This is a genomic window from Streptomyces sp. NPDC020489 (assembly GCF_044386545.1).
GTDB lineage: Bacteria > Actinomycetota > Actinomycetes > Streptomycetales > Streptomycetaceae > Streptomyces.
In genome coordinates this window covers 555005-575937 of sequence record NZ_JBIRUZ010000004.1, presented here as the reverse complement: position 1 = coordinate 575937, position 20933 = coordinate 555005, and the positions used below count along the sequence as shown (strand labels likewise).

The window sequence follows — 20933 nt, the reverse complement described above, 5'->3', positions numbered from 1 at the left end:
TGACGGTGTTCGCCCCTTACCCTGTGCCCATGGACGATGCGCCGATGGTCGGGCTCATGGGACGGGTCACCGGAACGGTCGGGCCCGGGCTCGTCGGTGAGGTGATCGTCCGCGTGCGCGGTGGCGCCGAGCACTTCCTCGCCTACCCGGCCACCGGCACCGACCGCATCGAGCGGGGCACGGTGGTGATGGTGGTGGAGTACCAGGCCCCGAGAACGGTCTACGTCCAGTCCGCGTACGACAGTTGAGCGTGCTCAACCGCAGGTGAGGGCGTTCCGCGTCAAGGTTGTGACAAGGAACGGCAAGAGCCTGTACCCGGGCGCCGCCGAGGCGCACACTCCCTTCGTTCGGTGCCGAGAGGGCACCATCCAAAGGGGGCGAATGCCGATGGTCGTCGGCGTCGTCGCGGGGGTCGCGGTAGCCGCGTTCCTCGCGCTGATCGGTGTGTTCAAGATGATGTGGCGGGTGGCCGAGCCCAACGAGGCGCTCATCATCTCCGGTTCCAAGCACAGGACCGAGGGCCTCGAGGAGGGCATGGGCTTCAGGATCGTCACGGGGCGCGGCACGTTGGTGCTGCCCGGCGTGCAGGCGGTGCGCAAGCTGTCGCTGGACCTCAACGAGACCGAGCTGCACGTGGACTGCGTGACGCACCAGGGCATTCCGCTGAAGGTGCGGGGCGTGGTCATCTTCAAGGTGGGCGACGACTTCGTTTCGATCGCCAACGCGGCACGGCGTTTCCTGGACCAGCAGAAGCTGATGTCGGAGCGGGTGCACAACGTGTTCGCCGGTCATCTGCGGTCCATCGTGGGCGGGTTGACGGTCGAGGACATGATCCGTGACCGGGAGAAGCTGACCGGGCAGACGCGGGCCGCGTGCGGGACGGAGATGGAGAAGCTGGGCCTGATCGTGGACTCGCTCCAGATCCACGAGATCGAGGACCCGACCGGTTACATCCAGAACCTGGCGATGCCACACGCGGCCGCCGTCCAGCGGGACGCGCGGATCGCCCAGGCGGAGGCGAACCGGCTGGCCACCGAGGCCGAGCAGCAGTCGTTCGCGCGGATGGCCGAGGCCACCCGGGACAGCGAGATCCTCCAGGCCGGCTACCAGGCGGAGCGCGACAAGGCCGCCGCCAAGGCCCAGCAGGCGGGACCGCTCGCCGACGCCGCCGCCCGGCAGGAGGTCGTCGTGCAGATGACCCGGGTCGCCGAACTGGAGGCGCAGCGCACCGAGCAGCAGCTCCAGGCGGACGTACGCAAACCCGCGGACGCGAGGGCGTACGAGAAGCGGACGCTCGCCGAGGCCGAGCGCGACGCCCGGATCTCGGCGGCGCAGGCCAAGGCGAAGGAGACGGAACTGGCGGCGGCGGCCGAGGCGACCCGGGTCAAGACGGCCGCGGGCGCCGAGGCCGAGGCGACCAAGGCGCGCGGTACGGCCATGGCGGCGGCGACCCGGGCCACCGGTGAGGCCGAGGCCGCCGCGGCCCAGGCCAGGGGGCTTGCGCAGGCCGAGGCGACGAAGGCCGAGGGACTCGCCGAGGCGGAGGCCATCAAGGCGCGGGCCGCCGCGCTCGCCCAGAACCAGGAGGCGGTGGTCGCCCAGCAACTCGCCGAGAACTGGCCGGAGATCGTCCGCGCGGGCGCGTCCGCGTTCGGCAACGTCGACAACATGGTGGTCCTCAACGGTGCCGACGGCGTGGCGGACATGCTCGCCAAGGCGCTCACGATGGGCGGCACCGGTCTGGGCCTGGCCCGTCAGCTGCTGGCGTCCATGAACCAGGACGGGCAGCCCCCGGCGGGGACGTCGGCCCTCAACGGGAACGCGGCACCGCCGGCCCGGAAGGTGCCGGTGGACGACCAGTAGGCCCTGGTCCGACCGTCACGGGGGCAGCCTCTAAGGTGCCCCCGTGACTGCGTCTACCGATGAGAACGTTCCCGGCCGCTCGGGCCGCTCCGCCACCACCGAGGCCGACCCCCGCGAGGTGGGCCGGGTGCGCACCGAGTACTCCCCCGCGCACGACGGCGACCCCGACCCCGGTGAGATCGTGTGGACCTGGGTGCCCTACGAGGAGAACGACGGGCGCGGCAAGGACCGGCCCGTGCTGGTCGTGGCCCGGGAGGCCGCCGGCACCTTCCTCGCCGTCCAGCTGTCCAGCAGGCGGCACGACGGCGACCGGGAGTGGGTGGCGATCGGCAGTGGGCCCTGGGACCGCACCGGGCGGGACTCCTGGGTCGCCGTCGACCGGATCCTGCGGCTGCACGAGGCCGGTATGCGCCGGGAGGCCTGCGCCCTGGACCGGATGCGGTTCAACCTGGTCAGGCAGCGGCTGCACGAGCGCTACGGCTGGACCTGACGCTGCGGCTGGACCCTGGGTGGTCTCAGCGCCGGAAGGTCTTCTCGAAGGCGGCGCGGTTCACGGTGCCGGGCGTGCGGTCCAGCACCCCGAACACCACGTGCTCGAAGGCCGCCGCGAACCGTCCGCCCGGCCCCAGCAGAGCGTGGAACGCGCCCGCCACCTGCGCCGGGTCGTTCTGGAAGACCCCGCATCCCCAGGCGCCGAGCACCAGCCGCCGGTAGCCCTGGGCGACGGCCACCTCCAGCACCCGCTCGGCGCGTGTCGCCAGGGCGCGCGGCAGCTCGGCCGCGCGCTCCGGCGCCGTACGCCGGACGACTCCCGCGTTCGGCGCGGCGGCCGTGAGGAACCCGGCGTCGTACGGCTCGTCGAGAAGGCGGCCGCGGTCGTCGCGGAAGACGGGCACGGCCGGTGAGTGGATGACCCGGTCGGTGTAGAACGGGTCGCGGTGGGCCCGGTGGTGGTCGTAGAACGCCCGGACCTCCCGGACGCAGGCGTAGAGGGCGGAGGCCCGGCACAGGGCCTCCTCCTGGGCCTGGGCGCCGTTGAGGTAGCCGCCGCCCGGATTGCGGGCCGAGGCGAAGTTCAGTACGGCCGGCACGCCACCGAGCCGTCGCGCGGCCTCCAGGCTGCTCTCACCGGTGACCTCGACGAGCGTGTCCGCGGGAGGGACCTCGGGCACCGGCACGGGCTCCGGCCCGTACATCCGCGTGCCGGCCCGTGCGGCCTCGATCCGCGCGGCGAGGGACACCTCGCGCCCGTCACCCGCGCGGTAGTGGCCCGCCTCGACGATCTGCTCCGTCTGCTGTGCGATGCCCCGCAGGCGCGCGCTCACGGCGCCACCCCCGTGGGCGCCTCGACCGCGCGCCGCGCGCGCTCCCCCGTCGTGCTCATGCAGGCATCGTGGGCGATGCTGGTCATGCGGTGCAACGCAGTTTCCGGGCCCCGGGAACACCGGGCCAACGGAGAGGAAACGGAGATCGTCAGTCCTTAATGCGGGGATGTGCACCCTTGTGCGATTCGCTCCGAGGGTTTTGGGTGGGACGAGCGATGCCGGTCCGGCCACCCTTGTCCGGGCCGGCGGCATGGTGGAATCTCAGGAGGATCCTGGCATGTCCGATTCAGCAACCGACTGCGGCGACTGTACGGAGCCGCGCACCGCTCTGTCCGCCGCCGAGGTGGAGGCCCTGGTCAGGGGCATCTGCTTCAAGACCGGACCGCCCCGCACCGTCGGGGTCGAGGTGGAATGGCTCGTCCACGAGCTGCGCCGGCCGCAGCTCCCCGTCACACCCGAACGACTCGAGGCGGCCTACGCCGCCCTGCGGACCGTGCCCCTGCGCTCGGCGCTCACCGTCGAGCCCGGCGGCCAGCTGGAACTGAGCTCGCCGCCCGCCGCCTCCCTGATGGAGTGCGTGGGCACCGTCTCCGCCGATCTGGACGCCGTCCGCGCGACGCTCGCCGGGCACGGTCTCGGCCTCGTCGGCGTCGGCAACGACCCCTGGCACACGCCCCGCCGCTATCTGCGCGAACCCCGCTACGACGCGATGGAGACCTGTCTCGACCGCACGGGCCCGGCCGGCCGCGCCATGATGTGCACCTCCGCCTCCGTGCAGGTGTCCCTGGACGCCGGCCACGAGGAGCCCGGCCCGCTCGGGCACGGGCGGCGCTGGTGGCTGGCCCACCAGTTGGGCCCGGTCCTGGTCGCGGCGTTCGCCAACTCGCCCCTCGCGGACGGCGAGCCCACCGGCTGGGCCTCCACCCGGCAGCTGCTGTGGATGGAGATCGGCGCCGAGCGCGCCGGCGCTCCCCCGCTCGACGGGGACCCGCGCGCGGCCTGGGCCCGGCACGTGCTGGACGCCCCGGTGATGTGCATCCGCCGGGACGACCGCGCCTGGGACGTCCCGGACGGCATGACCTTCCGCGAGTGGACCCGTTCCGCGCGTCCCCGGCCGCCGACCCGCGAGGACCTCGACTACCACCTCACCACGCTGTTCCCGCCGGTCAGACCGCGCGGTCACCTCGAACTGCGCATGATCGACGCCCAGCCCGGCGACGACGGCTGGATCGTGCCGCTCGCCGTGACCACGGCGCTCTTCGACGACGCCGAGGCCGCCGAGATCGCCTACCGCGCGGTGAAGCCGCTGGCCGAGCGGGCACTGGGGCTGCCCGCGCCGCACAACCCGCTGTGGCTGGACGCGGCCCGCACCGGGCTCGGCGACCCCGAACTGCGGGACGTGGCCGCCCAGTGCTTCACGGCCGCTCTCGACGCCCTGCCCCGGCTCGGCGCGACCGCCGAGGTCACGGGTGCCGTCTCGGCCCACCTGGAGCAGTACGTCCTGAAGGGCCGCTGCCCCGCCGACGATCTGCTGGACCGGCTGCACGGGAAGGACTCCCTCTCATGACCGACGACGCCGAGACGCTCCGCGTCCGGGCGCTGCACACCCTCACCACCGCGCGCGACCGCACGACCTTGCTGACCGACTGCGTGGACGGCCCCGACCTGACCGCCCAGCACTCACCGCTGATGTCCCCGCTGGTGTGGGACCTGGCGCACATCGGCAACCAGGAGGAGATCTGGCTGCTGCGGGGCGTCGCCGGGCGGGAGGCGATGCGTCCCGAGATCGACGGCCTCTACGACGCCTTCGAGCACCCGCGCGCGGAGCGGCCGAAGCTGCCGCTGCTGCCGCCGGACGAGGCCCGGCGGTACGCGGCGGAGGTGCGTGGCCGGGTGCTGGACGTGCTGGAGTCCACCGCCTTCCACGGCACGCGGCTCACGGAGGCGGGCTTCGTCTTCGGGATGATCGCCCAGCACGAACAGCAGCACGACGAGACGATGCTGATCACCCATCAGCTTCGCAAGGGCCCGCAGGCCCTCACCGCACCCGACCCGGAGCCGGCCCCGCTGTACACCGGCCCGGCCGAAGTCCTCGTCCCCGGCGGGCCGTTCACGATGGGCACCTCCGACGAGCCCTGGGCGCTGGACAACGAACGCCCGGCGCACCGGCGGGAGGTGGCGCCGTTCCACATCGACACGGCCCCGGTCACCAACGAGGCGTACCAGGAGTTCATCGACGACGGCGGCTACCGGGTGCAACGGTGGTGGACACCGGCGGGCTGGGACCACATCCGCAAGCACGGCATCGACGCCCCGCTGTTCTGGCGCCGGGACGGCAACCAGTGGCTGCGCCGCCGCTTCGGGGTCACCGAGGTCGTCCCGCCCGACGAGCCGGTCGTGCACGTGAGCTGGTACGAGGCCGACGCCTACGCCCGCTGGGCCGGGCGGCGGCTGCCCACGGAGGCCGAGTGGGAGAAGGCCGCCCGCCACGACCCCACCACCGGCCGCTCGATGCGCTACCCGTGGGGCGACGCCGACCCGGCGCCCGAGCACGCCAACCTCGGCCAGCGCCATCTGCGCCCGGCCCCGGCGGGCAGCTACCCGGAGGGCGAGTCCCCGCTCGGTGTACGGCAGTTGATCGGTGACGTGTGGGAGTGGACGGCGAGCGACTTCCTGCCCTACCCGGGCTTCGAGGCGTTCCCGTACAAGGAGTACTCGGACGTGTTCTTCGGCCCCGAGTACAAGGTGCTGCGCGGCGGTTCGTTCGCCGTGGACGCGGTGGCCTGCCGGGGCACGTTCCGCAACTGGGACTACCCGATCCGGCGGCAGATCTTCTCCGGCTTCCGCACCGCCCGGTCCGTGGAGGGCGTCTGATGTGCCGTCACCTGGCCTATCTGGGGACCGCCGAACCGCTCGGCGCGCTCCTCGTGGAGCCGCCGCACAGCCTGTACCGGCAGTCGTGGGCGCCCCGGCACCAGAAGCACGGCACGGTCAACGCCGATGGTTTCGGGGTTGGTTGGTACGCCGAGGGCGACCCGGTACCGGCCCGCTACCGTCGCGCCGGACCGATCTGGGCGGACCAGTCCTTCGCGGACCTGGCCCGGGTGGTGCGGACCGGTGCGCTGCTGGCCGCGGTCCGCGACGCCACCCTGGCGGGCGCGGACGCCGAGGCCGCCGCGGCACCGTTCGCGAGCGGGCCGTGGCTGTTCAGCCACAACGGCGCCGTCCAGGGCTGGCCCGGCTCCCTGGCGCCGCTGACCCGGACCCTGCCCGCCGCGGACCTGCTGGCGATGGAGGCCCGCAACGACTCCGCGTTCGTCTGGGCCCTGGTCCTCGCCCGGCTGCGGGCCGGCGACGAGCTGGGGCAGGCGCTGGCGGACACGGTCCTGGAGGTCGCCGAGGCGGCCCCCGGCTCCCGGCTCAACCTGCTGCTCACCGACGGGGCGTCCATCGCCGCCACCACCTGGGGCGACACCCTGTGGTACCGCACCGGCCCGCACGGCACGGCGGTCGCCTCCGAGCCCTACGACGACGATCCGCGCTGGCGGGAGGTCCCCGACCGCACACTGCTCGCGGCGAGCGGCGCGGACGTCCTGCTGACCCCCCTCAAGGAACCGTCCATGGAACCACTGAAGGAGCCCCGCCGTTGAGTCCGTTCCTTCTCACCCGCACCCTGCCCGAGGACGCCACGGACGCCGCCCTGCGCGCCGACGTCCTCAAAGGCCTGACCCGCAGCCCCAAGACCCTCCCGCCGAAGTGGTTCTACGACGCCCACGGCAGCGAACTCTTCGACCGGATCACCGAGTTGCCCGAGTACTACCCGACCCGCGCGGAACGGGAGATCCTCGTCGCGCGTGCCGGCGAGATCGCGGCGGCGACCGGAGCCCGCACCCTCGTCGAACTCGGCTCCGGTTCCTCGGAGAAGACGCGCCACCTCATCGACGCGCTCACCGCGCTGCACACCTATGTGCCCGTGGACGTCAGTGAGAGCGCCCTCACCCAGGCCGGGCAGGCGCTGGCCGAGGAGCGGCCGGGGCTGGAGATCCACGCCCTGATCGCCGACTTCACGGCCGAGCTCGCCCTGCCCGGGACACCGGGGCCCCGGCTGGTGGCGTTCCTGGGCGGCACGATCGGCAACCTGCTCCCGGCGGAACGGGCGGAGTTCTTCGCCTCCGTCCGCGCCCTGCTCTCCCCGGGCGACGCCCTGCTGCTCGGCACCGACCTCGTCAAGGACGAGAACGTGCTGGTCCCGGCGTACGACGACGCGGCCGGGGTGACGGCCCAGTTCAACAAGAACGTCCTGACGGTCGTCGACCGCGAGCTGGGCGCCGACTTCGACCCCGGGGCCTTCGACCACGTGGCGCTCTGGGACGCGGAGAACGAGTGGATCGAGATGCGGTTGCGCTCCCGTACCGCGCAGACCGTGAAGATCCCCGCCCTGGATCTCGCCGTGGACTTCGCGGCGGGCGAGGAGCTGCGCACCGAGGTGTCGGCGAAGTTCCGCAAGGAGGGCGTGCGAGCCGAACTGGCCGCCTCGGGGCTGGAGTTGTCCCACTGGTGGACGGACGAACAGGGGCGGTTCGCGCTGTCGTTGAGCAGGGTGCGATGACGTACGTCTCGCGCTCCGCCGTCACCTGGGGCACGGTGGACCCATGACGAATCACACCTATCGGGTGACCGAGATCGTGGGCACCTCGCCCGACGGCGTCGACCAGGCGATCCGCAACGGCATCAGCCGGGCCTCGCAGACCCTGAGGAACCTCGACTGGTTCGAGGTGACCCAGGTGCGGGGTCAGATCGAGGACGGACAGGTCCAGCACTGGCAGGTGGGGCTGAAGGTCGGCTTCCGCCTGGACGAGTCGGACTGACGGGCCCGGCCGGCCGAGCGGGCCGCCCAAGTCCGCCCTGGGCGCCGCGGCACCTCCCGGGCGCCGCGGTTCCCTCCCCGGCGCCTCAGGTCCGCCCCTCCCGCTCCTGCGCGGCCTTCAGCGGGGCGGAGGGGGCGGTCCAGCGCGCCCGTACGACGGTGAAACCGGCCTGTTCGGCGTCCTCGCAGACGAGTTCGTCGTCGTCCACCAGCACCCGGATCTCGCGGGTGCGGGCGAGGCGGCGGAGGGTCTCCAGCTTGGTGCGCCGGGCGGGCCGGCGGTCCTGGTCGCGCCGCATGTGGACGTCCCCCTCGGGCAGCCCCTGGGCGGCGAGCCACTCCCGCGTGTCCCGGCGGCAGCGCTCGGGCCGTCCGGTGAGGTAGACGATCTCGCACTCCTCGGCGCTCTCCAGGACCAGGGCGATGCCCCGCGCAAGGGGCGGGTCCTGGGGAGCGGCGGCGAAGAAGCCGTCCCAGTCGCGGGGCGAGCGCTCGAGGAAGCGCTGCCGGTGGGCCGTGTCGGCGAGGGTGTTGTCCAGGTCGAACACGGCGAGCGGGCGTTTTCTGCTGTCGGTCACGCGCCCCACCCTAGGACCCGGCACCATCGCATGCCGTCCAGAGCAATTGTTAATGGGATCCATTTTCATGTAGCGTCCTCGGTGCTCGCTCGCCGTCCCACCGAGGAGGTCCTGTCATGGCTGTTCCGAAGCGGAAGATGTCCCGCAGCAACACCCGCCACCGCCGCGCGCAGTGGAAGGCGACCACGCCGTCGCTGGTGCCGGTCACGATCGACGGCGTGCGTCACCTCGTGCCGCAGAACCTGGTGAAGGCCTACGAGCGCGGCCTGCTGCGCCCCGAGGGCTGAGCCCGCATGCCGTCCCCGCCCCACGCCCTGCCCCCGTCCCACGACCGGCTTCCGGTCACCGTCCTGTCCGGGTTCCTCGGAGCGGGCAAGACCACGTTGCTCAACCATGTCCTGGCGGGCCGCGAGGGCCTGCGGGTGGCCGTGATCGTCAACGACATGAGCGAGGTCAACATCGACGCCGCGCTGGTGCGGGGCGGCGAGGCCGCGCTGTCGCGGACCGAGGAACGCCTGGTCGAGATGACCAACGGCTGCATCTGCTGCACCCTCCGCGACGACCTGCTCCAGGAGGTGGACCGGCTGGCCCGCGAGGGCCGCTTCGACCACCTCCTCATCGAGTCCTCCGGCATCTCCGAGCCGATGCCGGTGGCGGCCACCTTCGCCTTCGCCCGCGACGACGGGGCCACGCTCGGGGAGGTGGCGGCCCTGGACACGATGGTCACGGTCGTGGACGCGGCCAACTTCCTGCCCGAGCTGGACAGCGGCGACGAACTCGCCGAGCGGGGCCTGGCCCCCTTCGAGGACGACGAGCGCACGGTCAGCGATCTGCTCGTCGACCAGGTCGAGTTCGCGGACGTGATCGTGCTCAACAAGCTCGACCTGGTCGACGCGGACGCCGCCGCCCGGCTGCACGCCACCCTGCGCCGCCTCAACCCCGTCGCCCGGATCGTCGGGGCCCGCCACGGCCGGGTCGACCTCCACCAGGTCCTCGGCACCGGCCTGTTCGACCTGGACCGCGCCCAGCAGGCACCCGGATGGGTCCAGGAACTCAACGGCGAGCATGTCCCCGAGACCGAGGAGTACGGCGTCTCCTCCACCGTCTTCCGCTCCGAATTCCCCTTCCACCCGGCCCGGTTGTGGTCGTTCGTCAGTGACGGCATGGACAGCGGCGCCTACGGCCGCATCCTGCGCTCCAAGGGCTTCTTCACCCTGGCCAGCCGCCCGCACGTCACGGGCCTGTGGTCCCAGGCCGGCTCGGTGGCCCGCTTCGAGCCCTCGGCCGCGCGCGACGAGGAGGCCCCGTACGCGCAGGAACTGGTCTTCATCGGCACGGGGTTGAACCCGGCGGAACTGCACAGGGCCCTCACGGCCTGCCTGATGTCACCGGGTGAGAGCGCACCGTTCCCGGACCCCTTCCCGGCGTGGGACACGTACGGCATCGACGACGCCTGCGAGCACGAACACGCCGTGTCCGGGCGGTGACCCGGGGTGGCGCCGGGAATGTCACGGCGCCCGCGGCGTTGCACCTGGTGTGACTTCCCCGCTCGCCACCGTCCGCCTCTCCGTCCTCGACCGCTCCCGCACCCGCGAGGGCCACTCGAACGCGGAGGCGCTGCGTGACACCGTGCGGTTCGCGCAGCAGGCGGAGGCGCTCGGGTACCACCGTTTCTGGGTCTCGGAGCACCACGGGGTGCCCGGGGTCGCCGGCTCCGCGCCCACCGTGCTGGCCGCAGCCGTGGCCGCGGCGACGCGGACGATCCGCGTGGGGACGGGGGGCGTGATGCTGCCGAACCACCGCCCGCTGGTCGTGGCGGAACAGTTCGGCGTGCTGGAGTCCCTCTTCCCCGGCCGTATCGACATGGGTCTCGGCCGCTCGGTCGGCTTCACCGACGGCGTCCGCAAGGCGCTCGGCCGGGACAAGGACGACGCCGACGACTTCGCCGCCCAGCTCGACGAGCTGCTCGGCTGGTTCCGCGGCACCTCCCCGACCGGCGTGCACGCCCGGCCCGCGGAGGGCCTGACGGTGCCGCCGTTCGTCCTGGCGATGGGCGAGGGCGCCGCGATCGCGGCCCACGCCGGCCTGCCCATGGTCATCGGCGACCTCCGCAACCGCGAGAAGATGCGGCGCGGCATCGACCACTACCGCACCCACTTCCGCCCCTCCCCCTGGGCCGCCGAGCCGTACGTCGTCGTCTCCGGCACCGTCGCGGTCGCCGCGACCCCGGAACTGGCCCACCGCCTCCTGATCCCGGAGGCCTGGTCCATGGCTCACTCCCGCACCCACGGCACCTTCCCGCCCCTGCCCCCCGCCGAGCGCGTGGAGGCCCTTCCCCTCGCCGCCAGGGAGCGCGGCTTCTACGAGTCTGGCCTCACCGGCCACATCGCGGGCACCGAGGACCAGGTCGCCCACGAGCTGGAGACGGTCCTGAAGGAGACGGGCGCCCAGGAACTCCTGGTCACCACCAGCACGTACGACCGTGACGCGCTGCTGGACTCCTACCGGCGGCTGGCCGCGATCGCCTCCGACTAGAGTCCTGTCCATGCACCACCCACATGACCCTTATGTCCGAGTCCGCGGCGCCCGGGAGCACAACCTCAAGGGGGTGGACGTCGACATTCCACGGGATGTGCTGGCCGTGTTCACGGGGGTCTCCGGGTCCGGGAAGTCGTCGCTCGCGTTCGGGACGATCTACGCGGAGGCGCAGCGGCGGTACTTCGAGTCCGTCGCGCCGTACGCCCGGCGGCTGATCCATCAGGTGGGGGCGCCGAAGGTCGGGGAGATCACGGGGCTGCCGCCGGCCGTGTCGCTCCAGCAGCGGCGTTCCGCACCGACGTCGCGGTCGTCGGTCGGTACGGTCACGAACCTCTCGAACTCCCTGCGGATGCTGTTCTCCCGGGCCGGCACCTACCCGCCGGGGGCCGAGCGGCTCGACTCGGACGCCTTCTCCCCCAACACGGCGGCGGGGGCCTGCCCGGAGTGCCACGGCCTCGGTCAGGTCCACGGCACCACCGAGGAGTTGCTGGTCCCCGATCCGTCGCTGTCGATCCGGGAGGGCGCGATCGCCGCGTGGCCCGGCGCCTGGCAGGGCAAGAACCTGCGGGACATCCTGGAGGCGCTCGGGTACGACGTGGACCGGTCCTGGCGGGAGCTGCCCGCCGAGCAGCGGGAGTGGGTGCTGTTCACCGACGAGCAGCCGGTCGTCACCGTGCACCCGGTGCGGGACGCCGATCGCATCCAACGGCCGTACCAGGGCACGTACATGAGCGCCCGGCGGTATGTGATGAAGACCTTCTCCGACTCCAAGAGCCCGGCGCTGCGGGCGAAGGCGGAGCGGTTCCTCAGCAGCGCGCCCTGTCCGGCCTGCGGCGGCAGCCGGCTGCGCCCGGAGGCGCTGGCGGTGACCTTCGCCGGGCGGACCATCGCCGACCTCGCGCGGCTGCCGCTGACGGAGCTCATGGACCACCTGGTGGCCGACGGCGAGACCGCCCGTGTCCTCACCGACGACCTCGCCTCCCGGATCGCTCCCGTCCTCGAACTCGGCCTCGGCTACCTGAGCCTCGACCGCGCCACCCCCACCCTCTCGGCCGGCGAACTGCAACGGCTGCGTCTCGCCACCCAGTTGCGCTCAGGACTGTTCGGAGTCGTGTACGTCCTCGACGAGCCGTCCGCCGGACTGCACCCGGCGGACACCGAGGCGCTCCTGACCGTGCTGGCGCGGCTGAAGGCAGCCGGCAACTCGGTGTTCGTCGTGGAGCACCACCTGGACGTGGTGCGCGGCGCGGACTGGCTGGTGGACGTGGGTCCGGGCGCCGGGGAGCACGGAGGTGAGGTGCTCTACAGCGGACCGGTGGCGGAGCTGGCCTCGCACACGGAGTCGGAGACGGCCCGCTTCCTCTTCGACCGCCGGCCCACGCCCGTACGCGAAGTGCGGTCCCCTCGCGGCCAGTTGAAGGCCGGTCCGGTCACCCGGCACAACCTGCGCGGGGTGACGGCCGAGTTCCCGCTGGGTGTCCTGACGGCCGTCACCGGTGTGTCGGGGTCCGGGAAGTCCACGCTCATCGGCGAGATCACCGAGGATCTGCCGGGCGTGGGGCGGCTGGTCTGCGTCGACCAGCGGCCGATCGGACGCACCCCGCGCTCCAACCTGGCGACCTACACCGGCCTCTTCGACGTCGTACGCAAGGAGTTCGCGGCCACCGAGGAGGCCCGCGCCCGCCGCTACGGTGTGGGCCGGTTCTCGTTCAACGTGGCCGGCGGGCGCTGCGATACCTGTCAGGGCGAGGGGTTCGTCAGCGTCGAGCTGCTCTTCCTGCCGAGCACGTACGCTCCCTGCCCGGCCTGCGGCGGGGCCCGCTACAACCCCGAGACGCTGGACGTGACCTACCGGGGGCGGAACATCGCCCAGGTGCTGGACCTGACCGTGGAGAGCGCGGCGGAGTTCTTCGCCGGCACCCCGGCCGTGGCCCGCAGCCTGGCGACGCTCCTCGACGTCGGCCTCGGCTATCTGCGGCTGGGCCAGCCCGCCACCGAACTGTCCGGCGGCGAGGCCCAACGCATCAAGCTCGCCAGTGAGTTGCAGCGGGGACGGCGCGGCCACACCCTCTACCTCCTCGACGAACCGACGACCGGGCTCCACCCGGCCGACGTCGAGGTCCTGATGCGGCAGCTGCACGGGCTCGTCGACGCCGGACATACCGTCATCGTGGTCGAGCACGACATGTCGGTCGTCGCGGGCGCGGACTGGGTGATCGACCTCGGTCCGGGCGGCGGGGACGCGGGCGGGCGGATCGTGGCGGCGGGGCCACCCAGGGAGGTGGCGCGGGCCGAGGGGAGCGCCACGGCGGCCTATCTGGCCACCGCGATCCGCCCCCCGCACTCCTCGTCCCACGCCTGACCCCAGGGCGCCCCCGCTCGAGCGGCTCAGCCGCCGACGCCGGTCAGCGCTTGAGCGTGAACGTGAAGTCGTCGGAGACCTTCCCGCCCAGCCGGACCGCGGAGACGACCCTCCCCTCGTCGATCAGCCGCTCGACCTCGGCCCGCGGCAGACCGCACCCTTCGGCGATCAGACGCACCGGCCGGACCGGGACGCGGGCCGCGAAACGCACCGAGACGTCGATCACCTCGCGGTCCCGATGGTCCGAGCCGCCGGTGTCCAGACGCCAGGCGCCGTCCCAGTCGAGGGCGATGCGATTGCGGCGCCGCACGACCGGGTCCTGCAGCAACTCGGCGGTCAGGGCGAGGTCGTTGGCGTGCAGCAGGTCCAGCACCTCGGGTCGTACGGAGCGCACGTTCACCCGCTCCAGGACGGTGAGCTTCGCCGTCCGTCCGCAGCCGGAGCAGAGCACGAGGAGCCAGACGTCGAGGCGTTTGTGGTGGGCGTTGACACGGATCCTGCCGTTCGCCCGGAAGCGGTCCGCGGCGCAGGTGTGACAGCGGCGGCGAACGACGGGCAGGCAGGTGGGCATGACCACCCAGCTATGGAGCACAGGGATACACCGGTTTCAGTGAGAAGTCCGCAGCAAGAAGGAGCGCGGCGCGCAGGGCGCGACGCGCGACGATTCAGCGCTCGGGGTGTCTCACACGGTGTACAACGGCACATCCTGACTCGGACGACTGGGGCAGGCAGGACGATAGGGGCGCGGTGCGGGGCCGATCAACCGGTTTTCGGCGGGCCCCACCGGGCGGTGCGGCGGCGCGTGAGCACCGCGTCTAGGCGACCAACACCGAGTGGACCCAGTGGGGTTGGGGCGAAGCCGTCGGCTGTGCGGCCCGGGCGAGGGTGCGGCGGTCGGGATGGCTGCCGGGCGGGATGACGGCCCGGACCTCCACCTCGGCCACCAGTCCCCGTGCCGAGACCACCCGCCACACCGAGGCGAGCAGGGTGTCCTCGCCGACGAACGCGGGCGCGGTGCTGGCCGTGCCCCCGTCACACCGGTAGCCCAGCCGCACGGGCTGCACGGGCACGTCCGCGTCCAGGGCGGCCTGGAACACGGCCCGGCGGAAGGTGCCCTGGGCGCGACCGCACCAGGTGCTGCCCTCGGGGAAGACCGCGACGGCGTCGCCCGCGCCGAGCGAGCGGGCGATCCGCGCGACGGTGTCCGGCAGGGCCCGCAGCCGGTCCCGGTCGATGAACAGGGCGCCTCGACCGGCCAGCGCTCCCGCCACCGGCCACCGCCGGATCTCGGACTTGGCGAGCATCCGGGCCGGGCGTACGGCGGCGAGCAGCGGGACGTCCAGCCAGGAGATGTGGTTGGCGACCAGCAGCACTCCGCCGGTGGGCGCGGTGGTGCCGGTGACCCGGATCCGGACCCCCGCGGCCCGCACGATCCACCGGCACCAGCGTCGTACCAGCCCGGCGGGGATCCGCCCGCCGAGCGGCGACAGCACGACCCCGGCGAGGACCAGGGCCGTCACCGCCACCAGGCGCAGCACGGCCCGCGGCAGTGCCGCGCCGGGCCCGGTCGGTTCCACGCACGCCCCCGGGGTGCAGGGCGCGCTGGGCAGCCAGCCGCCCATCAGGCCGGTACGAGGGAGAGGAAGTGCCGCAGATAGCGCGGGTCGACCCGGCGCATCGACAGCAGCACGTACAGGTCGGCGACCCCGAAGTCCGGGTCGTGCGCGGGCTCCCCGCACACCCAGGCGCCGAGGCGGAGGTAGCCGCGCAGCAGGGCGGGCAGCTCGGTGCGGGTGCCTCCCGGTTCCCCCGGGGTCCAGGGCAGCAGCGGCCGTACCCGGTACTCCTGCGGCGCCAGGTGCTTGTCCCGTACCCGGTCCCAGGTGGCGGTGGCCAGCGTGCCGCCGTCGGCGAGCGGGATGGAGCAGCAGCCGGCCAGCCACTCGTGGCCCCGGTCGATCATGTAACGGGCGATGCCGGCCCAGATCAGTCCGATGACGGCGCCGTCCCGGTGAGCGGGGTGCACACAGGAGCGGCCGACCTCGACCAGGCCGGGACGCAGGCCGTCGAGCCGGGACAGGTCGAACTCGCCCTCGGAGTACAGCCGTCCGGCGAGCGCGGCGCGCTCCGGCGGCAGCAGCCGGTAGGTGCCGACGACCTGCCCGGTGGTGGTGTCGGTGACGAGGAGGTGGTCGCAGTGGGCGTCGAAGGGGTCGATGTCGAGGCCCGGCTGCGGGGAGGTCAGCCGGGCGCCCATCTCCCCGGCGAACACGTCGTGCCGGAGCCGCTGCGCGGCCCGTACGTCGGACTCGTCGCGGGCGAGGGTGACGGTGTACCGCGTGGGGAGCGCGGACAGGGGCGGGGAGTCCAGGGCGGATACGGCGGTCATGGCTCACTCCAGGTCACGGGCCGGTACGGCCTGAGCGGAAGAACGGGCAGGCCGGGTGTGGAACCTGCGCGTAACCGTTCTTCCGATGCCGTCTGGCCGGTACATGACCGCGTACGAGAGCCGGGATGTGAGCTTGCTGAACGGAACGGTGACCGCGACGGGCGACCCGCGGCCGCACCTGGGCAAGTCCCCCTGCCGTGCTACCGCTTCACCTTCCGCGTGGCCCGCAGCCACTCCTTGTTCATCCCGGTGATGGACACCAGCGGGATGCCCTTCGGGCAGGCCGTCGCGCACTCCCCCGTCAGCGTGCAGCCGCCGAAGCCCTCCTCGTCCATCCGCGCGACCATGTCCAGCACCCGTGTCTCCCGCTCGGGCGCTCCCTGCGGCAGCACGTTCAGGTGGTTGACCTTCGCCGAGGTGAACAGCATGGCCGCCCCGTTGGGACAGGCGGCCACACACGCGCCGCACCCGATGCACTCGGCGTGCTCGAACGCGAGGTCGGCGTCCGGCTTCGGCACCGGTGTGGCATGCGCCTCGGGGGCGGCGCCCGTGGGGGCGGTGATGTACCCGCCGGCCTGGATGATCCGGTCGAGGGCGGACCGGTCGACGACGAGGTCCTTGATCACCGGGAACGCCGAGGCCCGCCACGGCTCGATGTCGATGGTGTCGCCGTCCTTGAAGGACCGCATGTGCAGTTGGCAGGTCGTGGTGCGCTCCGGGCCGTGCGCGTCGCCGTTGATGACGAGCGAGCAGGCGCCGCAGATGCCCTCACGACAGTCGTGGTCGAAGGCGACGGGGTCCTCACCGCGCAGGATGAGGTCCTCGTTGAGGGTGTCGAGCATCTCCAGGAAGGACATGTCCGAGGAGATGCCGTCCACCTCGTACGTGGACATCGCGCCGTCGGCGTCGGCGTTCTTCTGCCGCCAGACGCGCAGGGTGAGCTTCATGCGTAGCTCCGCTGGGTGGGGTGGACGTACTCGAAGACGAGGTCTTCCCTGTGCAGGACGGGGGCCTCGCCGGTGCCGGTGAACTCCCAGGCGGCCACGTAGGCGAACTCGTCGTCCTTGCGGGCCGCCTCGCCGTCCGGGGTCTGGGACTCCTCGCGGAAGTGGCCGCCGCAGGACTCGGCGCGATGCAGGGCGTCCAGGCACATCAGCTCGGCCAGTTCGAGGTAGTCCACGATGCGGTTGGCCTTCTCCAGCGACTGGTTGAGCTCCTCGCCCGTGCCGGGGACCTTGATGCGGCGCCAGAACTCCTCGCGGATCTGCGGGATGCGTTCCAGTGCCTTGCGCAGCCCGGAGTCGGTGCGGGCCATGCCGCAGAACTCCCACATCAGCTCGCCCACTTCACGGTGGAAGGAGTCCGGGGTGCGGTCGCCGTCGACCGCCAGGAGCAGGTTGAGGCGGTCCTCCGTCTCGGCCAGCACCTCCTGGACCACGGGGTGTTCGACCGGGACGGGCTCCTGGTGGGGGTGGCGCGCGAGGTAGTCGTTGATGGTGGCCGGGAGCACGAAGTAGCCGTCCGCGAGCCCCTGCATGAGGGCGGAGGCACCGAGCCGGTTGGCCCCGTGGTCGGAGAAGTTCGCCTCGCCGATCGCGAACAGGCCGGGGACGGTGGTCTGGAGGTCGTAGTCGACCCAGAGACCGCCCATCGTGTAGTGCACCGCCGGGTAGATCCGCATCGGCACCTGGTACGGGTCCTCGTCGGTGATCCGCTGGTACATGTCGAAGAGGTTGCCGTACTTGGCCTCCACCGCCGTGCGGCCCATCCGCTCGATGGCGTCGGCGAAGTCGAGATAGACGCCCTGCCCACCGGGCCCGACGCCCCGCCCCTCGTCGCAGACGTTCTTCGCGGCGCGTGAGGCGATGTCACGCGGGACGAGGTTGCCGAAGGAGGGGTAGACGCGCTCCAGGTAGTAGTCGCGCTCCTCCTCCGGGATCTTGTTCGGCGGGCGGGTGTCACCCTGTGCCTTCGGCACCCAGATGCGTCCGTCGTTTCGCAGCGACTCGCTCATCAGGGTCAGCTTCGACTGGTGGTCACCGGTGCGCGGAATGCACGTCGGATGGATCTGGGTGAAGCATGGGTTGGCGAAGTACGCGCCCCGCCGGTGCGCTCGCCACACCGCGGTGGCGTTGGAGTTCATCGCGTTGGTCGACAGGTAGAAGACGTTGCCGTATCCACCGCTGGCGAGTACGACGGCGTCCGCGAAGTAGGTGTCGATCCGGCCGGTGACGAGGTCGCGGGCCACGATCCCGCGCGCCCGGCCGTCGATGACGATCAGGTCGAGCATCTCGGTGCGCGGATGCATCTCGACGTTCCCGGCGGCGATCTGCCGCGACAGGGCCTGATACGCGCCCAGCAGCAGTTGCTGCCCCGTCTGGCCGCGGGCGTAGAACGTGCGGGCGACCTGGACGCCGCCGAAGGAGCGGGTGTCCAGCAGGCCGCCGTACTCCCGGGCGAACGGCACGCCCTGCGCCACGCACTGGTCGATGATCTCCACCGAGATCTGCGCGAGCCGGTGCACGTTGGACTCCCGGGCGCGGAAGTCGCCGCCCTTGACCGTGTCGTAGAACAGCCGGTGGATCGAGTCGCCGTCGTTGCGGTAGTTCTTCGCCGCGTTGATCCCGCCCTGCGCGGCGATCGAGTGGGCCCGCCGCGGTGAGTCCTGGAAGCAGAACTGCACGACGTGGTAGCCCTGTTCCGCGAGGGTGGCGCCGGCCGAGCCACCGGCCAGCCCCGTGCCGACGACGATCACCGTGTGCTTGCGGCGGTTGGCGGGGTTCACCAGCTTCGCCTCGAAACGCCGCTTGTCCCAGCGCTCCTCGACCGGGCCGGAGGGGGCCTTGCCGTCCGTCAGCGGCTCACCGGTCCGGTAGTCCGCGAATGCGTTCATGTTCAGCTCACCAATCCGGTCATGACGCCCACGGGCACGGCGAGGAAGCCGGCCGTGAGCACCAGTGCGAGGACGTCGGCCGTGGCCTTCAGGGCGCGGTCGCGGGTACGGCTGCCGGCGCCGAGGGTCTGGGCGGCGCTCCAGAAGCCGTGGCGGACGTGCAGACCGAGCGCGAGCACCGCGGTGATGTAGATGACGTTGCCGTACCAGGTGGAGAAGGTGTCCAGCACGTTCTGGTAGGGCCGGCCCTCCTCGAAGCCGCCCGTGTGGACCGTGCCGGTCGTCAGGTCGAGGAGGTGCCAGACGATGAACAGGCCGAGGATGACACCGCCCCAGCGCATGGTGCGCGTGGCGTAACTGGCCCGCGCCCTGCGGTGCACGTACTTCGTCGGGCGGGCCCGGAGGTCGCGGCGGCTGAGCTGGTAGGCGCAGGTGGCGTGGGCGACGACCGCGACGACGAGGACGACGCGGATCAGCCAGAGCGTCCACTCGTAGTGCATGAACGGCTCGCCGAGCGTGCGCAGCCAGTGCGCGTAGTGGTTGAACTCGCCGGGCCCGAAGAAGATCTTCAGGTTGCCGAGCATGTGGACGGCCAGGTACAGCAGCATGATCAAGCCGCTGAGGGCCATCACCGTCTTCTTGCCGACGGAGCTGTCCCACACCGTGCGCGCCATCGACGGCCGTCGGTCCGTCCGCGTTGCCAGAGCCATGGCTCAAGACGCTAGGGCCGGACAGCCCGATCGGTCCAAGACATGGTCCGGCTTGATTCGATAGGCAGCGGCTATCGTACGAGGATGCAGTTCCAGCAGCTCCAGTACTTCGTGGCGGTCGCCGAGACCCGGCACTTCACCCGGGCCGCCGACCTGGTCCATGTCGCACAGCCCTCCCTGTCCCAGCAGATCAAGGCGCTGGAGCGGGAGCTCGGGGCGGATCTCTTCCTCCGGGCGCGGGGCAACATCACCCTCACCGACGCGGGCGAGGCGCTGCTGCCGCTGGCCCGGCGGATCCTCGCTGACGCGGACACCGCGCGGCACGAGGTGCAGGAACTGGCGCAGTTGCGCAGCGGCCGGGTGCGGCTGGGCGCGACCCCCAGCCTGTGCACCGGCCTGCTGCCGGACGTGCTGCGCGCCTTCCACGACCGCTATCCCGGGATCCGCCTGCTGATCGAGGAGGGCGGCTCCCACGACCTCGTGCGGGAACTGGCCCGCGGCGCCCTCGACCTCGCGCTGGTCGTCCTCCCGCTGCCGACCCCCTCACCGGCCCTGACGACGGTGGAGCTGCTCCGGGAGGACCTGGTGGTGGTGTCGTCGCCGGAGGCAGCCAGGCCGGGCCGAGGGCACCGCAGCGTGCGCGTCGCCGACCTGGAGGGCGAACGGATGGTGATGTTCCGGCACGGCTACGACCTGCGGGAGCTGACCGTCGCCGCGTGCCGTGCGGAGGGGTTCGAGCCCGACCTCGCGGTGGAGGGCGGCGAGATGGACGCCGTGCTGGGGTTCGTGCGGGCCGGGCTGGGCGTGGCGGTGGTACCGCGCATGGTGGCCGCCAGATCGGGACGCGGCCTGCGCGTCACCCCGCTCGCCCGCCCCGGACTGCACCGCACGATCGCACTGGCCCACCGCAGCGACGTGGCCCCGCCACGGGCGGCGCGTGAGTTGCAGCGGATGCTCCTCGAACGGTGAGCGGGCCGCTCCCCCGCGCTCAGGTCACGTCCAACGGCACCGGGGTGCCCTGGTGGTAGTACATCCGCCAGCCCGTCTCCTCGCTCACCTTGCGCCACAGCGAGCTGCGACGGGCCCGCAGGCCCTCGAAGCGCGTCTCGTACGTCAGGTGCACCAGCCCGGGGGCCAGGACGACGCCTGTGATGTCCGACGGCTCGTAGCGGGGCCCGACCTGCGAGCCGCCCGGGTGCTCGGGCAGCCAGGCCAGCATCTCCTCGTACGTGTAGCGCCGGCCGGAGGAGCCGACCTCGACGAACTCGGGGTCGAGCAGCGGCTCGAAGCGGGCGCGGGAGGCGCGGACGGCGGGGTCCAGGAGGCTCAGCTCGCCGGCGATCGCCTGGTTCACGTCATCCGAAGCGTGCGTCATCCGCGCATCCTCCCGCACGCCCCGCCGCCCCCG

General features: G+C 72.4%; 22 protein-coding genes. 13 read left to right on the top strand and 9 right to left on the bottom strand.

What is annotated here, in order from left to right; translation table 11 throughout:
• Nucleotides 1–29 precede the first annotated feature (29 nt).
• From ACH41F_RS13250 to ACH41F_RS13240, 3 genes are all read left to right on the top strand, one after another.
• Complete coding sequence (locus tag ACH41F_RS13250; protein WP_391238756.1) at nt 30–248, top strand: hypothetical protein; 219 nt, start codon at nt 30–32, stop codon at nt 246–248.
• Between the two features lie 133 nt (nt 249–381).
• Entirely contained in the window at nt 382–1863 is a 1482-nt protein-coding gene (locus ACH41F_RS13245; protein ID WP_391238759.1) for an SPFH domain-containing protein, read from the top strand.
• A gap of 43 nt (nt 1864–1906) precedes the next feature.
• Complete coding sequence (locus tag ACH41F_RS13240; RefSeq protein WP_391238762.1) at nt 1907–2353, top strand: type II toxin-antitoxin system PemK/MazF family toxin; 447 nt, start codon at nt 1907–1909, stop codon at nt 2351–2353.
• 25 nt (nt 2354–2378) lie between these two features.
• Here the strand turns inward: ACH41F_RS13240 and ACH41F_RS13235 are convergent, their stop codons facing one another.
• Nucleotides 2379–3188, bottom strand: coding sequence for a TIGR02452 family protein (locus ACH41F_RS13235; RefSeq protein ID WP_391238765.1), 810 nt, complete (start codon nt 3186–3188; stop codon nt 2379–2381).
• Between the two features lie 277 nt (nt 3189–3465).
• Between ACH41F_RS13235 and egtA the strand changes: the two genes are divergently transcribed.
• Genes egtA through ACH41F_RS13210 form a run of 5 tightly spaced genes read left to right on the top strand, consistent with a single transcriptional unit; the run spans nt 3466 to nt 8056 of the window.
• Nucleotides 3466–4755: an ergothioneine biosynthesis glutamate--cysteine ligase EgtA gene (egtA, locus tag ACH41F_RS13230; protein ID WP_398835136.1), complete on the top strand. Its 1290-nt coding sequence runs from the start codon at nt 3466–3468 to the stop codon at nt 4753–4755.
• On the top strand, nt 4752–6062 hold the full coding sequence (gene egtB / locus ACH41F_RS13225; RefSeq protein ID WP_391238771.1) for an ergothioneine biosynthesis protein EgtB: 1311 nt from the start codon (nt 4752–4754) through the stop codon (nt 6060–6062). The genes egtA and egtB overlap by 4 nt, the downstream gene beginning before the upstream one ends.
• Entirely contained in the window at nt 6062–6838 is a 777-nt protein-coding gene (gene egtC / locus ACH41F_RS13220; RefSeq protein WP_398835132.1) for an ergothioneine biosynthesis protein EgtC, read from the top strand. The genes egtB and egtC overlap by 1 nt, the downstream gene beginning before the upstream one ends.
• Nucleotides 6835–7797, top strand: a complete 963-nt coding sequence (gene egtD / locus ACH41F_RS13215) for an L-histidine N(alpha)-methyltransferase (RefSeq protein ID WP_391238776.1) — start codon at nt 6835–6837, stop codon at nt 7795–7797. Before egtC ends, egtD begins: the two co-directional genes overlap by 4 nt.
• Before the next feature lie 43 nt (nt 7798–7840).
• On the top strand, nt 7841–8056 hold the full coding sequence (locus ACH41F_RS13210) for a dodecin (RefSeq protein WP_391238779.1): 216 nt from the start codon (nt 7841–7843) through the stop codon (nt 8054–8056).
• Between the two features lie 85 nt (nt 8057–8141).
• Here ACH41F_RS13210 and ACH41F_RS13205 read toward each other — a convergent pair whose 3' ends face one another.
• The gene (locus ACH41F_RS13205; RefSeq protein WP_398835129.1) at nt 8142–8633 is read right to left on the bottom strand and encodes a hypothetical protein; all 492 of its coding nucleotides are present in this window, start codon (nt 8631–8633) and stop codon (nt 8142–8144) included.
• A gap of 116 nt (nt 8634–8749) precedes the next feature.
• On the opposite strand from ACH41F_RS13205, the gene rpmF reads away from it, so the two are divergent.
• Genes rpmF through ACH41F_RS13185 form a run of 4 tightly spaced genes read left to right on the top strand, consistent with a single transcriptional unit; the run spans nt 8750 to nt 13533 of the window.
• Entirely contained in the window at nt 8750–8920 is a 171-nt protein-coding gene (gene rpmF, locus ACH41F_RS13200) for a 50S ribosomal protein L32 (protein WP_353691126.1), read from the top strand.
• A 6-nt stretch (nt 8921–8926) separates the two neighbouring features.
• The gene (locus ACH41F_RS13195; protein ID WP_398835125.1) at nt 8927–10120 is read left to right on the top strand and encodes a GTP-binding protein; all 1194 of its coding nucleotides are present in this window, start codon (nt 8927–8929) and stop codon (nt 10118–10120) included.
• Between the two features lie 49 nt (nt 10121–10169).
• Nucleotides 10170–11168, top strand: a complete 999-nt coding sequence (locus ACH41F_RS13190; protein ID WP_398835124.1) for an LLM class flavin-dependent oxidoreductase — start codon at nt 10170–10172, stop codon at nt 11166–11168.
• Nucleotides 11169–11178: 10 nt separating this feature from the next.
• A complete protein-coding gene (locus tag ACH41F_RS13185) occupies nt 11179–13533 on the top strand; it encodes an ATP-binding cassette domain-containing protein (protein ID WP_398835122.1) in 2355 nt (784 codons plus the stop codon).
• A gap of 43 nt (nt 13534–13576) precedes the next feature.
• On the opposite strand, the gene ACH41F_RS13180 is transcribed toward ACH41F_RS13185, so the two are convergent.
• From ACH41F_RS13180 to ACH41F_RS13155, 6 genes are all read right to left on the bottom strand, one after another.
• The gene (locus ACH41F_RS13180) at nt 13577–14125 is read right to left on the bottom strand and encodes a DUF1062 domain-containing protein (protein ID WP_398835119.1); all 549 of its coding nucleotides are present in this window, start codon (nt 14123–14125) and stop codon (nt 13577–13579) included.
• A gap of 223 nt (nt 14126–14348) precedes the next feature.
• The gene (locus ACH41F_RS13175) at nt 14349–15155 is read right to left on the bottom strand and encodes a 1-acyl-sn-glycerol-3-phosphate acyltransferase (protein ID WP_391238803.1); all 807 of its coding nucleotides are present in this window, start codon (nt 15153–15155) and stop codon (nt 14349–14351) included.
• Entirely contained in the window at nt 15155–15922 is a 768-nt protein-coding gene (locus ACH41F_RS13170) for a GNAT family N-acyltransferase (RefSeq protein WP_391238806.1), read from the bottom strand. Before ACH41F_RS13170 ends, ACH41F_RS13175 begins: the two co-directional genes overlap by 1 nt.
• A 200-nt stretch (nt 15923–16122) precedes the next feature.
• Nucleotides 16123–16869: a succinate dehydrogenase/fumarate reductase iron-sulfur subunit gene (locus tag ACH41F_RS13165; RefSeq protein ID WP_391238809.1), complete on the bottom strand. Its 747-nt coding sequence runs from the start codon at nt 16867–16869 to the stop codon at nt 16123–16125.
• Nucleotides 16866–18815: a fumarate reductase/succinate dehydrogenase flavoprotein subunit gene (locus ACH41F_RS13160; protein WP_398835115.1), complete on the bottom strand. Its 1950-nt coding sequence runs from the start codon at nt 18813–18815 to the stop codon at nt 16866–16868. The genes ACH41F_RS13165 and ACH41F_RS13160 overlap by 4 nt, the downstream gene beginning before the upstream one ends.
• A 2-nt stretch (nt 18816–18817) precedes the next feature.
• Entirely contained in the window at nt 18818–19489 is a 672-nt protein-coding gene (locus ACH41F_RS13155) for a succinate dehydrogenase (protein ID WP_391238991.1), read from the bottom strand.
• A gap of 120 nt (nt 19490–19609) precedes the next feature.
• Here ACH41F_RS13155 and ACH41F_RS13150 point away from each other — a divergent pair, with 120 nt between their 5' ends.
• Nucleotides 19610–20494, top strand: coding sequence for a LysR family transcriptional regulator (locus ACH41F_RS13150; protein WP_398835112.1), 885 nt, complete (start codon nt 19610–19612; stop codon nt 20492–20494).
• A 19-nt stretch (nt 20495–20513) separates the two neighbouring features.
• On the opposite strand, the gene ACH41F_RS13145 is transcribed toward ACH41F_RS13150, so the two are convergent.
• Entirely contained in the window at nt 20514–20900 is a 387-nt protein-coding gene (locus tag ACH41F_RS13145) for a DUF4440 domain-containing protein (RefSeq protein WP_398835111.1), read from the bottom strand.
• Nucleotides 20901–20933: the final 33 nt, after the last annotated feature.